This window comes from Bradyrhizobium sp. B039 (assembly GCF_038965675.1).
In the GTDB taxonomy this organism is placed as follows: domain Bacteria; phylum Pseudomonadota; class Alphaproteobacteria; order Rhizobiales; family Xanthobacteraceae; genus Bradyrhizobium; species Bradyrhizobium diazoefficiens.
This window is the reverse complement of record NZ_CP152416.1, coordinates 7,600,316-7,615,353: the sequence shown is the minus strand read 5'-3', so window position 1 is coordinate 7,615,353 and position 15,038 is coordinate 7,600,316. Positions and strand designations below refer to the sequence as shown.

Here is a 15,038-nt window from a genome sequence, read left to right as displayed (position 1 = left end):
CGTGAATGAAGCGCCGAGAGGCGGGCCGCCCAAGAAGCCCACCATCGCCTGCAACTCCCATTGCCGGGATGACCTTCCAGGAGCGCTCTCGTGCCAGCAGCCCTTCGCATTCCAACGTGCAGCTCAGGCCTTCGCGCGGTCGGCGTGAAGATGATTTACCCGCAAGCCCAAGGAATGTGACGCAGCAGCATGGATACGCTACTTATCGCGACCTTCGAGATTTTGAGCTTCGGTGCCATTGTTGTGCTGGTCGTGCTCGGTCTCGGGATCATTGCCAGCATGATGGGCATCTTCAACTTCGCCCAAGGCGAGTTCGTCCTGCTCGGCGCTTACGTCACTTATCTCATGCACAGCGTCGGTTTGCCGGTCCCGCTCGGCATGCTTGCCGCGCCCGTCGCGGTCGGCACGCTTGGTTTCGTCCTGGAAAAACTCGTGGTGCGCCGATTCTATGCCGCTCCAATCGTCGCCATGCTTGGCACCTATGCGCTGGGGCTGATCATTCGCGAAGCCGTGCGCGGCCTGACCGGGGGACTGTATCTCTCGGTGCCGGAGCCAATCAGTGGCTCTATCACGATCGGCAGTCTGCATTTCGCGGCCTGGCGCGGCGTCATCGTCATCATCACTTTGCTGGTCATGGCCGCGAGCCATGCACTGCTCGCCTACACCTCGTTCGGCCTGCGAGTCCGCGCCTCGCTGGAGAACCCACAGCTGGCGCGTGCCTCGGGCATCTCCACGGGCATGATCTACAGCGTCACCTTTGCATTTGGTGCGGCACTCGCGGGTCTCGCCGGCGCGCTGATCGTGCCGGTCTTTTCATTGTTCGCCGATCTCGGCATCCGCTTTCTTATCCAGGGTTTCGTTGCCGTGATGGTCGGTGGCGTCGGGTCCTTCGCCGGCCCAGTCGCTGGCGCCAGCGTCATCGGCACGTTCAGTGCCTGGCTGCCTTGGCTGATGTCACCGGTTATCGCCGACGTTCTGGTGTTCGTGCTTGCCATCATTTTCATCAAGTTCCGGCCGCAAGGCCTTGTTTCGGGAAGAGGGGTCAACCGATGATCAACGCCAGCCGTCAACTGAGCCGCCGCCGCTTTCTCGGCAATTTCGCCTTCGCCTCCGCCGCCATCGCGGCGGGTCCGGGCAGCTGGATAATTCGCCCGGATTGGGCAAATGCTGCGGAAGGCCCGATCAGGCTTGGCATTGCGACCGATCTTACCGGGTCACTTGGCTTTGCCGGCAACACCGACGCCAATGTCGCTCGCATGCTGGTCAAGGAGATCAACGACTCCGGCGGCTTGTTGGGACGCCCGATCGAACTCCTGATTGAGGATACTGCCTCCGACGAATCCGTCGCCGTGGGGAATGTGCGAAAGCTGATCCAGCGAGACAAGGTCGACTTGGTGATTGGCGGTATCTCGAGCTCGATGCGCAATGCGATCAAGGACGTCATTATCTCTCGCGGCAAGACGCTCTATATCTATCCGGAAGGTTACGAAGGTAAAGAGTGCACGCCCTATCTGTTCTGCACGGGACCGGTACCGGCACAGAATTGTGACCAGTTCATTCCCTGGTTGATCAAAAATGGTGGTAAGCGTTTTGCCCTGCCTGGCTCCAATTATGTTTGGCCGCAAACAATCAACGCCTATGCACGCAAGGTGATCGAGAGCAGCGGTGGCGAAGTCGTCTTTGAAGAATACTACCCGCTCGACCAGATTGACTTTTCCTCCACAGTTAGCCGGATCATATCCAACAAAGTCGACGTGGTTTTCAACGCCATTGTCCCGCCCGGCGTCAGCCCGTTCTTTAAACAGCTCTATCAAGCCGGCTTCTCCAAAAACGGCGGGCGGCTGGGGTGCGTCTATTACGACGAAAATTTCCTGGAAATGAACCAGGCCCAAGAGATTGAAGGGCTCGCGAGCAGCCTCGACTACTACAAGGTGCTTGCGGCGGAGGATCCGGTAAGCGCCAGGATTCAATCGGCCTACGACAAACAATTTCCAGCCAAGTTCCGGTTCTCGGCAGGCAGCGCCGCGACCGGCACCTATCGAGGATTAAAGCTGTGGGAGGCTGCAGTGAAGGAGGCCGGCACAATTGACCGCGACGCGGTAGCCGCCGCCCTCGACCACGCGAAGATTGCGGAAGGGCCGGGCGGGCCTGCCGAAATGGCGCCCGGCAAGCGCCACTGCAGGATGAACATGTACATTGGAGTGGCGAAGGGCGGCCAGTACGAGATTGTCGCGCGTAGCGCCGGCCTGGTCGATCCGAAGGAGTGCTGATGTCATCGACCGGCACTGGCACACAGCCCCCGCCACACGTGATTGAAGCTGCTCGTTCGCCCGTCATGGCATCTGCCATCGCAGGGCGAACGAAGGTGCTTCCAATTCTCGAACTGGCATTGCTGATTGCCGCTTCGATCGCACCGCTCGTCCTGCGGGATTACATCACTGTCTATGCAACGCGAGTGCTCATCCTGTGCCTCTTCGCGTTGTCGTTCGACCTGGTGTGGGGCTATGCCGGGATCTTGAGCTTGGGTCAGTCGTTGTTCTTCGGCACGGCCGGCTACGGTGTGGCGCTGCTTTCACGCGATTTCGGGGTCGCATCGATTTTTGCCGTTCTTCCGGCCGGAACCTTGATCGGTTTTGTAGCGGCATTGTTGCTGGCAGGTTTCCTGCTGCTTGGCCGTCACCCCTCCAGTGTGGTCTTCGTTTCGCTTGGTACTATGACCGGAGCTTATGCAGCCGATCGGCTCGCTCGGGGTTCTCATTATCTTGGCGGCCAGAACGGTATCCCTTCGATCCCGCCGATGACAATCGGCTCGCACGAATTGAGCGAGGGACCAGGATTTTACTATCTGGTTCTCGCCATTCTGGTTCTGATCTACCTTCTGTCGCGCTTTTTGCTGCGGTCGCAGTTCGGTCTGGCACTGGCGGGATTGCGAGAGAATGAACAGCGCATCGCCTTCTTCGGCTACAATGTGCAGCATTTGAAGGCCATCATATTCGCAATCAGCGGCGCGATCGCAGGTGCTTCCGGCAGCCTCTATGCGTTTCACGAGGGCTTCGTCTGGACGAACATGCTGGGCGTGGTCATGTCTACTCAGGTCGTGCTCTACGTCTTGTTCGGCGGCTCCGGGACATTGATCGGTGCGGTCATCGGCACCGCGATTGTTGAGGGCCTCAGCTTCTGGCTCTCCGACAATTATCGCGATATCTGGCCGATCATTCTCGGCGTTTTGCTGTTGCTCGTCATTCTGTTCCGCCCCCTCGGCTTGATCAGCCTCGTGCTGGGCGAGCGGGAACGTGTAGGTCATTTCGGCCCGAGCCTGAAGGAGAAGCGCAATGCCGCTCCTTGAAGCCGCCGGCATCTCCAAGGTCTTTGGCAAACTCACCGCGCTGGACGGAGCGGCGCTCAGCGTCGGCGAGAGAGAGTTTCATGGCCTGATCGGGCCGAACGGCTCGGGCAAGAGCACGCTGATGAAGTGTCTTGCAGGTGCGCTAGTGCCGACGCGAGGCAAGGTGACATTCATCAATACTGACGTCACCTCGTTGACGCCGCCAGAGCGTGCGCGAGCGGGCATGAGCCTGAAATTCCAGATCACCGCCGTGCTACCGACCCTCACGCTATACGACAACATCCTGCTCGCGCTGCAGGCCCGGTCCTCACTGCTGGATCTGGCGTTCTCGCGCAGTCGGGGACGACTGCACGAGGAGGTCATGACGTTGCTCCTCCAGTTCCGGCTCGCCGATCGCGCGTTTGATGCTGCGGCGACCCTTTCTCACGGTCAGCAGCAATGGCTGGAGATCGCGATGGCGCTCGCATGCCGGCCGCGCCTTCTGCTCTTGGACGAGCCGACCGGTGGCATGAGCCTTGAGGAGCGCCGCGTCACGGGCGAGTTGCTGCAGCCGATCAAGCAGCATTGCTCGCTTGTCATCGTGGAGCACGACCTGGATTTCATCCGAGACATCTGCGACCGGCTAACCGTGCTCGATCAGGGCAAGGTTCTGGCGTCGGGGACGGTTGCCGAGATCCAGGCCAACAGAAGCGTCCAGGAGATCTATTTGCGCCGTGCCTGAATTCCTCAATCTCAAGCATCTCGACGCCGGCTACGGACGCAGCCAGGTGCTGTTCGGTGTCAATATGACCGTCCCACCGCGGGGCGGTGTGGCCGTCCTCGGCCGTAACGGCGCCGGAAAGAGCACGCTCATGAAGGCGATCGTGGGCGAACTGCCGGCATGGAGGGGCGGCGTGCAATTCAACGGCCAAGATATCGATCGCCGCCGAACCGAAGAGCGGGTGCGGGCCGGCATTGGATATGTGCCGCAAGAGCATTCAGTGTTCGGGCGCCTGTCGGTGCGCGACAATCTCGCCGTCGGATCGCTTTTGCACCGCGATAGATCGGCAGTGGACCGGGTCATGATGATGTTTCCAAAACTCGGCCAGCGTCTGGATCAGCCGGCCGGAACGTTGTCCGGTGGCGAGCGCAAGATGCTCGCAATCGCCCGCGCGATGCTCGGAAACCCCAAACTCCTCCTGCTGGATGAGCCGACCGAGGGTGTCTGGATCGGCGTCATCGAGGAGATCACCGAGCGCTTGATCGAACTAGCCAGAGAGATCGCGATCATCATCGTCGAGCAACATCTCGATCTCGCAATGCGCGTCGCGGAGCAGGCCTATGTGGTCGATCGCGGCCGTGTCGCGCTGTCGGGCCCGTCGCAACAGCTGCGCGACGACCCGCGGCTCTTGACGTATCTGGCGCCGTAGAGGCGTCCCGGCTGCCATCCCACGCCCGAAAGATGGCGCGTTGAAGTTCCTTGCGATGACTGAACAGAGAGGGACGATGTCCAAAACCATGAGCGATTTTGTGAATGCGTGCCAGGTCGTCGATGTCCATGAACATCACATGTCCGAGGTCGCACATAGCCGGGACGTGAATCTTTTGAAACTGTTCCAGCAGAGCTATGCGGCTTGGACAAGCCACGTCCTGCCATCCGAGCCCAAGGCGACTGGCGATATGTTATCTACCGCTACCGAGCCAACCACCTGGGAGGCCCTTGCTCCGTTCCTGGAGAGGAGCGGCTCAAATGCATTCGTTCGTAACCTCGCCGGCGGTGTCGCCGAGCTTTACGGCGTCGCCGAAACCGGAATCACGCGCGACAACTGGGAGGCAGTAGACGCTTTGGTGCGCTTGCGCCACAGGGAGGCGACATGGCCAAGTGAAGTCATTGGGCGCGCCGCCATCGGAAGGATCGTAACGGACCCTTTTCTCGATCCGTTGATGGATCCGCGGCCGGTCCTAGGGCAAAGTTACGATGCGGTCCTGCGGATCAATGCATTCGCCCTCGGCTGGCACCCGGAATCTCGCGATCACAATGGAAATTGCGGCCATACGTTGCTGCGGCGCCTCGGCATGGAGGTGAAAACCTTCGACGATTATTGCGACGCAATCCGGGAGCTCGTAGCCGGCTGCGCCCGGCGCAATCACGTTGCGCTCAAAAACGCGCTCGCCTATGACCGGGATCTAAGCTTTGACGAACCGAACGAGGACCTCGCTCGGCAGGCCTGGGGACAAAGGTCTCCATCCCCTGCGGCGCGCAAGGCTTTCTGTGACTTTGTCGTCGATTTGTTTTGTCAGCTCGCAGGCGAAGCCGGCCTGCCAGTCCAAACTCACCTTGGAACGGCAATCATAAGCGGCTCCCACCCGCTACGCATGACCGGGTTGATTGAGCGTCATCCTCGGACCCGTTTTCTGCTGATGCATTTGGCCTATCCCTGGAGCCGGGACTTGTTGGGAATGGCTTTTGTGTACCGCAATGTTTGGCTCGATTTGTGCTGGTCCTTCCTGTTGAGCCCGTCCCATTTCAAGCTGGCCCTGCACGAGGCTATTGAAGTCTTGCCGGATGAATCGCGAATGATGATCGGAGGAGATTGTCTTCACGTTGAGGAGACATTTGCCGCGATACAGGGCGCACGCCGGCTCATCGGCGAGGTTCTGAAAGAAAAAGTTGCGAGCGGCTACTTTCGCCCCCGAGACGCAGAGCGCTTGGCGGTCAGGATCCTTGGCGAGAACGCGAGGGAGCTTTTCAGACTGTCCTGATTGCTGCACTTCGTTCGCGATTTTAAAAAGTTGATCCGAAGAGCCGACTTGAAACCGAAAAATGACGGATAGCGTTCCGGTTACCGCGCCCCCCAGGAAAGAGCAGGGCGCGTGGATTAAGGCCATGAGCCAAGGGGAGGTCAGTTCCATGTTGAATGATCACCGGCAACTCAGCCGCCGCCGCTTTCTCGGCAATTTCGCCTTTGTGTCTGCGGCCATTGCGGCCGGCCCGGGCAGCTGGGTGATCCGTCCTGACTGGGCCAACGCCGCTGAAGGCCCGATCAGGATTGGCATTGCCACCGACCTTACGGGGGCACTCGGCTTTGCCGGGAATACCGACGCCAATGTCGCGCGCATGGTCGCGAGCGAGATCAACGAGAACGGTGGTCTCTTGGGGCGCCCGATCGACCTCCTGATCGAAGACACCGCGTCCAACGAGTCCGTCGCTGTTGGCAATGTCCGCAAGCTGATTCAACGAGACAAGGTCGACCTGGTACTCGGCGGCATTGCGAGCTCGATGCGCAACGCCATCAAGGACATCATCATCTCTCGTGGCAAGACGCTCTACATCTATCCACAGGCCTACGAAGGCAGGGAGTGCACGCCCTATCTGTTTTGCACCGGGCCGGTACCGGCGCAGAATTGCGGAGTTGAAGACGACACCGGCTGCCTTCGATGCGTCCAATCATATCGTGGAGCAGCTCGAAGCCACTTCGCGTGATGGCACGTCAATTCCCTATTTTCTGGTGCGGCCGAAGAACGCAAGGTTTGACGGGACGATCCCGACACTTCTTTATGGCTATGGCGGTTTCCAGGCTTCGCTTCTGCCCTCTTATCTGGGACCGGTGGGACGGCTCTGGCTCGAACAGGGCAATGCCTATGTCGTGGCGAACCTGCGTGGGGGCGGCGAGTTTGGCCCACAATGGCATCAAGCGGCCCAGACGGCAACGAAGCAGACGACATGGGATGATTTCATTGCCGTTGCCGAGGACCTGATCCGCCGGAAGATCACAAGTCCGAGCCGGCTCGGAATCATTGGCGGCAGCCAGGGCGGCCTGCTCGTTGGCGCCGCAATCACCCAACGTCCCGAACTCTTCAACGCGGCCATCATCAAGGTGCCGCTGTTTGACATGCTTCGATACACCAAACTGGGCGCAGGCGCCTCCTGGATCGGCGAGTACGGTGACCCTGCCATTGCCGAGCAGCGTGCGTGGATCGAAGGCTACTCGCCCTACCAGAAGCTGATGGCGGGCAAGACTTATCCCGCTCCCCTAATTCTTACCTCCACCAAGGACGACCGCGTGCATCCAGCGCACGGCCGCAAAGCTGCCGCGAAGCTCGCCGCGCTGGGCCAGCCTTACTTCTATTACGAGAACATCGACGGGGGGCACAGCGCCGCCGCCAACCTCAGGGAATATGCGCGTCAACTGGCCCTTGAATACACCTATGCATCGAGGCGGCTTTGTTCTGAGTAAAAACTCGGTCAGCGGGCTGAGACCATTGGTTATCTCAACGTCTTCACGGTGCTCAGCTGAATTCATCCAACCCAAGGCGAGAGAGCTGATGAGCCGCCGGCAGACGCGATGAAGGTCGTCAGATGCGCAAGTTACCGGTTTGAACAGCCTCCACCGCTGGCGAGCGGGTTTTCTGGCGTCCAACCACAACATGACGAGCGGGCGGTAAGTTGCCAGATGCGCTTCCTTGAGGATTGTCTCGCAGACCCCTGTTCGTCCGACATGGCCGGCGTGCGGCTAATATCTAAACGCGAACAGCTAAAGCGCAGCTCTGGGACTGTCTTCGTGCTTGAGAAAGCATGTCACGTAGCTCAATGCAGGCATGGCGCGGATTGATTATCCTGATCCAGGCTGCGCGAAGGAGTTCACGGCCGCCCTGTTGTTCAACGACGATCAATCCCATTCGCTTTAGCTCGGCTCCGGATGAGCGCGGCGTGTTCGAGGCTCTGCAACTCTTCTGTAAGCCGCTAGCGCGCGACGAGTGAAGCGAAGGTCAAAACGTCATCCGGATGCTGAAGCCTTGAAGCGAAGTGTGGTCGACGTCACGGCGCTTTCTGTCGTTTGCACAATGCGGCCGCAGATAGACCATGCGATAAAAAAGCGGGCACGTGACCAGCGCAGCGACGCTGGCGTCTTGCCGACCATCTTGATGGCCGGCAGACTCTTCGCTAGATCACAACGGTTCACTATGGAGATGCCGCCGTGGCAATGGGTATTGTGAAGTGGTTCAACTCGACCAAAGGTTATGGGTTCATCAGGCCTGAGGACGGAGGTCCCGATGTCTTCGTGCACATCGGTGCCGTCGAAAGGGCCGGTTACACCACTCTCGAAGAGGGGGCTCGGGTAAGTTATCAGCTCAAGGCCGGGCGTTCGGGCAAGATGTCAGCTGAGGATCTTCGGGTTGGCTGATCCGACTCGCCTCCGGAAACTGCTCTCTGCAAAGCGTGTTCTCGCACCTGTCCGGCGATGCCTTGTCAGGGCGCGCCGTGCGTTTGGCTTTTCGACGGTCTCTTCCAGCCATGAGGCCGTCTCGCAAACCGCATGACAGCGTCGATCTCCCGAGGCCGTCCACCGATCACTGCCGTCAGAGTTACAAGAGTTGCGAGCGGATCGCAGTGTGGGCGTGGCAAGATATTCCTGCGCCCCGAACCGTACGCTCGTGACCGACGCGCCGGGAAGTGCACGCCGCCGGGCTGGTGCTCCCCTGTCCAGGCGTGATGCATGTAGCTCATGAAGGTGCTCGCACAACCGGGTTCGTCCGTTATGGACCATACTGGCCGGCTGCGCTGAGGCAACAGCACGCCCGCAGCAGCTTCTCCGGCAGGATCGCAATCGGCGAATAGAGCGCGGCAAACTCGCGCTCCAGCGTCGACAGCGCCTCGTTCACGATCGTCCGGATCGCTCGCAGCGGATGGTCACGCCGCACCCGAGCCTCGAGATCGACGTGGCTGAACAGCTCGCCCGTTCGATTGTCGCCGCCGCGCACGCATCATTTCCGAATCTCGTCGGAGCCAATGAATCACGGTCGCTGGTCGGCGGCGAGCACGTTTTTCAACGGCCTGCTAGAGGCGTACCTCGCCTAAAGACTTTCGAGGATGAACGTTACGCGCGTGAATTGTATTGGGATTGGTCAAACCATCCACTTCGATAGACAGATTGGAGTAAGCGCCAAAGTCACCGCTGCGCGGCCAGTTGCTCCACCAGCTTGTCGCGTGGCCCTGCCGGGCCCGCCCTTGGACGCCTCCGGCTCGGCCTCTCGTGACTGGAAATGGGGCTCCTCATCCTCGGATGAACCCGCGCGCCACCGTACGCCACCCTCGTAGCCGAGCGACACGGACGCGCCGCCCGCCGCCATATGTGCCGGGTCGAGACCCGTTGTCCCTTCAAGGCGTCCATCTCCGCCTCCAATTGGTTCAAGCGAGCCAGCATCGCCTTGAAGGCGCCAGGGCGGCCCCTTAGTTGTTTCGTACGAGGCGGAACGCGTGCGGCTTCGATCCAAATGCATAGCACGCTGTGGAAATGTCGTTTGAGGCTTCGTTCTTAATTGTGGGACGGCAATAACTCGATCGTTGAGCGATATCATCTCGGACATGCTGCAGTCGCGGTTTCTGCAGGTGCTGCGTCACGCATGAAGGCAACAGCCAGCCCGATGCCGATGAGACCAATCAGAATCGATGCCGCAGCCAGAGACGGGACGCCGCTAGTCTCGACAAGGATGCCGCCGAGAAAAGCGCTAATGGCGATCCCCGCGAAGGTGGTCGAGCTGTTCATCGCCAGTACCAGCTTCGACCTATCTCCGGCCAGACCGAGAAGACGGTGCTGGATCGGGACGAGATACATGTAGCTCACGTTACCCCAAAAGAAGGCGATGAGCACGGTGAGGGCACCATGCTGTCTGAACGCAACCAAACCTACGAGCAGGATGAGTTGCGCGCCTACAACCGCAATGAGAACTTTATACGGGCCAAAACGGTCAGTCAGAACGCCGCACGCAACGTTTCCCGTCACGGCTCCGAAGCCGTAGGCAAAGAGTGCGGCTGAGAGCAGCGGCACCCCGGCAAGCAGAGAACCGATGATGAATACGCTCACATAGGAGTAAACGATGAACTCGGAAACGACGACGAATAACGTCACGGAAAGGATACCGTAGGTGGCCTTGGAGAGGCCTTTTGAGATCGGGCTGTTTCCGCGCTCCGGCGCCTTGGTAGCTATTCCGGACATCATCGGAGCGAAGATTTTCAATGCGAGAAGCCCGGCAATGACGACGAAACCGAATGAGAAGCGCCAGCCGATAGCATCCGCGATCCAGCTTGTGGCAGGAACGCCGGCAACCTGTGAAACAGTCATGCCGCCAAAGATGAGAGACAACGCGAACCCTTTGCGGGCTGGCGGCAGGAGTTCCACGGCCAGCGCGGTAGCCGACGGGGTGAACATCGCCGCGCCGTAGGCCGAAATGACGCGGCCTGCAGCAAGGGTGAGGAAGTTCGGAGCGATCGCGCAGATCAGGTTACCGATGATGAAGATCGAAACGGACAGAATCTGAACATTATGGCCGCTCATGGCCTTGAACATCCAGGCATTCAGCGGCGCGAAGACTGTCATTCGGCCCTTTAATTGCGGATTGTTGTCAATCACCTTTTAAACTTTCCGACGGCACGACGGTAGCGCTCGCGCTGTCGGAGCTGGTCAGGGTTGCGGAGACGGCGCGAGCGCGGCTGATGCGTACTTTGCCGGCCAGGCATTGGATCGCCCGGGCTGGTTATGTCTTCACTGGGGTCACGGTCCTTTCCGAGGTCGCGCAGCGCCTCATGATGATGTCCGGGTCGGACGCCTCAACGTTTGCAGCGGAGTACGGTCGAGCCGCCACCAGCCGAATGAACGAGGTCGCCTCAACACCGTCCCAGCGGGACATCGCCAGTCCGGCAGACCGGACCAGGAACTTGCGAGCAAATATCAGACTGGCTGCGGCTGCCCCCAGTCGAAGGATGTGCCATCGACCCAGATGCAGTGAAGGATGACTGCGATCTTTCGGGCGACAGCGACCTTTGCCTTCCTCATACCGATCCGCTTGGCGAGCTTCATGCCCCAGGCCTTGAGGGAAGACCACTTCTTTGTCCGATAGAGAAGTACGGTGGCGGCCTCAAACAAGTAGGTTCGGAGAAGCCGGTCGCCCCATCGAGATATCTTGCCGTTGATGTCAGTTTCGCCAGATTGGTTGCGCCGAGGTGTAAGGCCGAGGTAGGCGCCGACTGTCAACGCCGACAATGGGTCATCGATCGTATGGCGGAAAGTCAAGGCGGTCACCACGCCGACACCGGGAACGGTCATTAGGCGGCGCGTCGTCTCGTCCGCCTTCGCCAACTGGCGAACTTCGTCGTCGAACTTGTTCTGCTGCTGACAGATATGCTCATGGATCAACAGGAGCGGCGAGATCACGCTAAGGAGTGGATGATTATCGCCCAATAGCTCGCTGACCAGGTTGCGGAACTGCTGGCCGATTGCGCGCGGGAACAGCAAGCCGTATTCTTTGATCAAGCTCCGGACCTGGTTCTCGATGTCTCGGCGCATGGACACGAGCCGGGATCTCGCGACGAGTATCGCGCGGATCTTCTGACTTTCCTCGCTCTTGACCTTGACTTCTCGATACCAATCAACCCGCACCAGTTCGGCCAGACCTCGAGCATCATTCTGATCGCTCTTGTTCATGCGTACGGACAAAGCCGCGTGGGCATGCCGCGCGTCGATGCAAACCACTGGGAGATCGACCCTACGAAGTTCATGCCATAGCCAGCTCGCCATCGCCCCGGTCTCAAATCCGATGCGCTCCGCTTGTGGCGCCCGCTTGCGAAGCAATGCCGCGAGCGCCCCGGGGGCGGACTTTGCCTTTCCTTCGAACAAGATCTGACCCACTTCGTCGACCACACATACCGACGTTTCTTTTTGCGAGACATCCAGCCCAACATATTGCTTCATGGCCCCCTCCGATTCGTGAGATTGCGGGAAGGCTTGAAGATAGCGGACCTTTTTGAGCCGCGGGCGCCGACCGCAATTACGTCATCGTCTGCAAAATTGGCTCTGACGCAGTTTTGGTGCAGCTGGGTTTATTCTGCGCCGATTAGTCTGGCTTGAAGCAGATCGATTTTGCCACGGCCGTACATTTGGCGTCTGACGAGCTTGAGGCGCGTGATCTGCCCCTCAGTCTGTCCGTTGGACCAGGGCGAGGTGATCGCCGCCCGAACCGCCGCTTCATCGTTCGTTACGCCGCGGGCGAACGATGCAACAAGACTGGCGCGAGCGCGCTCGATCCATGGGACGAGGCCCGCCTCGGTCTTGCGTCGGATCATCAGGTGGAATTCGGCGATGATCTCGCGTGCCTCGACCAGGGGTGGCACGCCAGCTTCTACCGCAGCGACGGTCACCGTCTCTGCCTTCGATAGCGTATCCCGTCCGACGGTCATGAGACGAGCGATCGTTCTGGCCGATGGAATCCGATGAAGGGTTTCGACATCAGTCTTTTCGGCCCGCCGTCTACGAGTCGTCCACTCGCCGACAACACGAAGGGAGCCTCGGAAACCGCGCGCCCGTAAGCGGCGCCAAAGTTCAGCGCCGTTTCGGCAACCGGCTGCCCATTGGTCGTCGAGCCATGGCAGGTGCTGATCGAGAGAGCTCTCCCGGGTCCGGAAGACATCATGGCGTTCGCCGCGGATCACCTGTCGCACCAGCCCCCTGCTGTGGCCCGTCTGGCGCACTATCTGCTTGATCGGCGTCCCACCTTTCGACAGGCTCAAGATGGTCGCGTTAGCCTCCTCGCGCCGGAGATAGCCCTCATATTGGAGACGCTCCGCAGCTGTTAGCAGCTCGGGATTGATCGTAGTTGCTCCGATTGCGCTGCGGATCTGGCGCATCGATTTTCGGACGGCATCGAGGTAGGCCCGGCTGGCGTTCTCCATCAAATGCCAACGATCTGCGACCTGTACCGCGTGCGGCAGGGCCTTTGCTGCGGCTTCGCCATATCCTCCGCCGCGGTCGCGGGCGACGATCGCGATCGTGGGATGGGCGGCGAGCCAGGCTTGGGCGGTCGAGGGCTCACGGTCCGGCAGCAGGGTGACCACCCGGCGCCTTTCCAGGTTGCAGATGATGCTGGCGTATCGGTGATTGCGCCGCCAGGCCCAATCATCAATGCCGATAATCCTGAGCGGGTCAGCCGGCGGACGGCTACGGCGTCGAACCACGCGAAGGAGCGTATCCTTGCTCACCGGCAGCATCAGCCGTTTTGCGAAGCCTGCCGCCGGTCGTCCGCCAAGAGCCAGACCGAGGTGATGGACAATGGAGTCCAGCCTCGCCGTGCGTCGCGCTGATGGAGCCGGCACCCCTTCGTCGAAGCGCTCAGTAAAGATTTGGCGCCCGCACAGGACGGCGTCGCAGCGGAAGCGGCGGGCGACCACCAGGAGCTGTACGATCCGCCCCGAAAGCGGGAGGTCAGTCACGCGTCGCCGATACCGGCTATGGACACGCCGAGAAACTGTTCCGCACAAGGGACACAGACCGACGCTTCCGGACGCCCGGATCTCAATCACGGCCTTATCACCTTCGTAGTACGCACTCTCTACAACAAACCCACGCGGCACCAGACTGGAGCGGTGGAGTGCTTGCTGCATGGCGTTGATTCTCCTCCAATCAAAGCGCCACGCATCCCCCAAACTGCATCAAAAGTGAATCAGAGCCAAATTTACAGGCCGATTGACACTTTGCTGTCCCGACGAATGGCCGAGCGCTCAATGCGTTTCGGTTCTATCTGACCGATCTCTGGAGGCGGACGCTTCGGCGGCGCAGTCAGCGGACCTGTCTGACCTGGGATCGCATAACGCAGATCACCGATGACTGGCTCCCCAAGGCTCGCATCCTTCATCCATGGCCGAAGCTGCGCTTCGCCGTCAAACACCCGAGGTAGGAGCCCGGTGCCTTAATTGGGCTCGCCGGGATCTGCGCGGGGGGCGCCCAGTGATGGGTGTCCCTACCGCGAACAGAATGCGTTTGCGCCACTGTTTTTCAAGGATTTGCTTTCGGCAATATGGGCACTGCTGAGACGGCGGCCGAAGGATGAGATCGACGATGGCGAAACGTACGGCGGGCATGGTTGGTTGAGGCGGAGGCCCGTTGATTCTCTTTTTTTTGCCCCGCGTATGCGAGGCGATGATGTTGCAGGAAGGCGTAGGCAATCATTGTCATCAGGGCGTGGCGATGAAGACCTTGCCATGATCGCCCTTCGAAGTGATCAAGTCCAAGCTCCTCCTTCAACTGCTGATGCGCCTGCTCACAAATCCACCGTGCCTTAATGGTCTCATCGACGCTGAGGACAATGGCTCGGTTCGGGTAAAGCCAGACAATATCGCGCACCTTATCGACGAATAGCGGATCGCTCGACAGTTTAAATGTCTGGCTGCGGTGCGGCTGCAGGCCGAACGCCGTCCACTTTCGGCCGATCGTGGTGTGAGAAAAGCCAGTTTCCGCAGCCATCGAGCGGATCGACCAGTGCGTCCGTCGCGCGGCGTCGTACGCAATGTCCGCTCGATTACCACAGCAACCTGATCGTCGTCGATGGTTCGAGGGCGCCCAGGACGGGCTTCGTCAAGCAGGCCATCACAGCAATCCTTCAAGAATCGGCGCCGCCACTTGCCAACGGTGTGTTCATGGATGCCAAGTTTGGCAGCCACCGACTTGCTTGGCAGACTATCTGCACACCGCAGGATCGCGCGGCAGCGCTCAGATAGCGATTCGGCAACGCGATGACGACGAGCCTCTCCAAGTACGCCCGCTCCTGCGGACTAAGCACCAGCGGCGCGATCGGCCGGCCTCGCACACCCGCATTCGCCACGAGCACTCTCCTCTGTCGAGATTCGAGCTATCAACTAATGTGACGAACTTGCGTTCCAGAG

At 60.0% G+C, this 15,038-nt stretch carries 11 protein-coding genes and 4 pseudogenes; 9 read left to right on the top strand and 6 right to left on the bottom strand.

The genetic code is table 11. From position 1 onward, the window contains the following. The first annotated feature begins 189 nt into the window (after positions 1–189). From AAFG50_RS36020 to AAFG50_RS35980, 9 genes and pseudogenes are all read left to right on the top strand, one after another. A complete protein-coding gene (locus AAFG50_RS36020; protein ID WP_018645260.1) occupies positions 190–1,053 on the top strand; it encodes a branched-chain amino acid ABC transporter permease in 864 nt (287 codons plus the stop codon). Beyond that, complete coding sequence (locus AAFG50_RS36015; RefSeq protein WP_018645259.1) at positions 1,050–2,270, top strand: substrate-binding protein; 1,221 nt, start codon at positions 1,050–1,052, stop codon at positions 2,268–2,270. Before AAFG50_RS36020 ends, AAFG50_RS36015 begins: the two co-directional genes overlap by 4 nt. 65 nt (positions 2,271–2,335) lie before the next feature. Then, the gene (locus AAFG50_RS36010; RefSeq protein WP_018645258.1) at positions 2,336–3,346 is read left to right on the top strand and encodes a branched-chain amino acid ABC transporter permease; all 1,011 of its coding nucleotides are present in this window, start codon (positions 2,336–2,338) and stop codon (positions 3,344–3,346) included. Continuing rightward, positions 3,333–4,067, top strand: coding sequence for an ABC transporter ATP-binding protein (locus AAFG50_RS36005; RefSeq protein ID WP_018645257.1), 735 nt, complete (start codon positions 3,333–3,335; stop codon positions 4,065–4,067). The genes AAFG50_RS36010 and AAFG50_RS36005 overlap by 14 nt, the downstream gene beginning before the upstream one ends. Continuing rightward, a complete protein-coding gene (locus AAFG50_RS36000; RefSeq protein ID WP_018645256.1) occupies positions 4,060–4,755 on the top strand; it encodes an ABC transporter ATP-binding protein in 696 nt (231 codons plus the stop codon). Before AAFG50_RS36005 ends, AAFG50_RS36000 begins: the two co-directional genes overlap by 8 nt. A 76-nt stretch (positions 4,756–4,831) precedes the next feature. Next, positions 4,832–6,088: an amidohydrolase family protein gene (locus AAFG50_RS35995; protein WP_157158159.1), complete on the top strand. Its 1,257-nt coding sequence runs from the start codon at positions 4,832–4,834 to the stop codon at positions 6,086–6,088. Between the two features lie 148 nt (positions 6,089–6,236). Beyond that, positions 6,237–6,728 (top strand): annotated as a pseudogene (locus AAFG50_RS35990) (ABC transporter substrate-binding protein); the annotation flags it as partial. Next, positions 6,640–7,563 carry a prolyl oligopeptidase family serine peptidase gene (locus tag AAFG50_RS35985; protein ID WP_231166587.1) on the top strand — a complete coding sequence of 308 codons (924 nt, stop codon included), beginning with the start codon at positions 6,640–6,642 and terminating at the stop codon, positions 7,561–7,563. The pseudogene AAFG50_RS35990 and the gene AAFG50_RS35985, both read left to right, overlap by 89 nt. Before the next feature lie 741 nt (positions 7,564–8,304). After that, positions 8,305–8,511, top strand: coding sequence for a cold-shock protein (locus AAFG50_RS35980; protein WP_018645234.1), 207 nt, complete (start codon positions 8,305–8,307; stop codon positions 8,509–8,511). Between the two features lie 391 nt (positions 8,512–8,902). Here AAFG50_RS35980 and AAFG50_RS35975 read toward each other — a convergent pair. From AAFG50_RS35975 to AAFG50_RS35950, 6 genes and pseudogenes are all read right to left on the bottom strand, one after another. After that, a pseudogene (locus AAFG50_RS35975) lies at positions 8,903–9,088 on the bottom strand (IS5/IS1182 family transposase); the annotation flags it as partial. Positions 9,089–9,681: 593 nt separating this feature from the next. Next, positions 9,682–10,737: an MFS transporter gene (locus AAFG50_RS35970; protein ID WP_231166586.1), complete on the bottom strand. Its 1,056-nt coding sequence runs from the start codon at positions 10,735–10,737 to the stop codon at positions 9,682–9,684. Positions 10,738–11,055: 318 nt separating this feature from the next. Continuing rightward, on the bottom strand, positions 11,056–12,075 hold the full coding sequence (locus AAFG50_RS35965) for an IS110 family transposase (protein ID WP_018645230.1): 1,020 nt from the start codon (positions 12,073–12,075) through the stop codon (positions 11,056–11,058). Positions 12,076–12,203: 128 nt separating this feature from the next. Then, positions 12,204–13,760, bottom strand: coding sequence for an ISL3 family transposase (locus tag AAFG50_RS35960; RefSeq protein WP_018645229.1), 1,557 nt, complete (start codon positions 13,758–13,760; stop codon positions 12,204–12,206). 391 nt (positions 13,761–14,151) lie between these two features. Beyond that, a pseudogene (locus AAFG50_RS35955) lies at positions 14,152–14,442 on the bottom strand (IS701 family transposase); the annotation flags it as partial. After that, positions 14,443–14,977: pseudogene (locus tag AAFG50_RS35950) on the bottom strand (helix-turn-helix domain-containing protein); the annotation flags it as partial. Positions 14,978–15,038 lie beyond the last annotated feature (61 nt).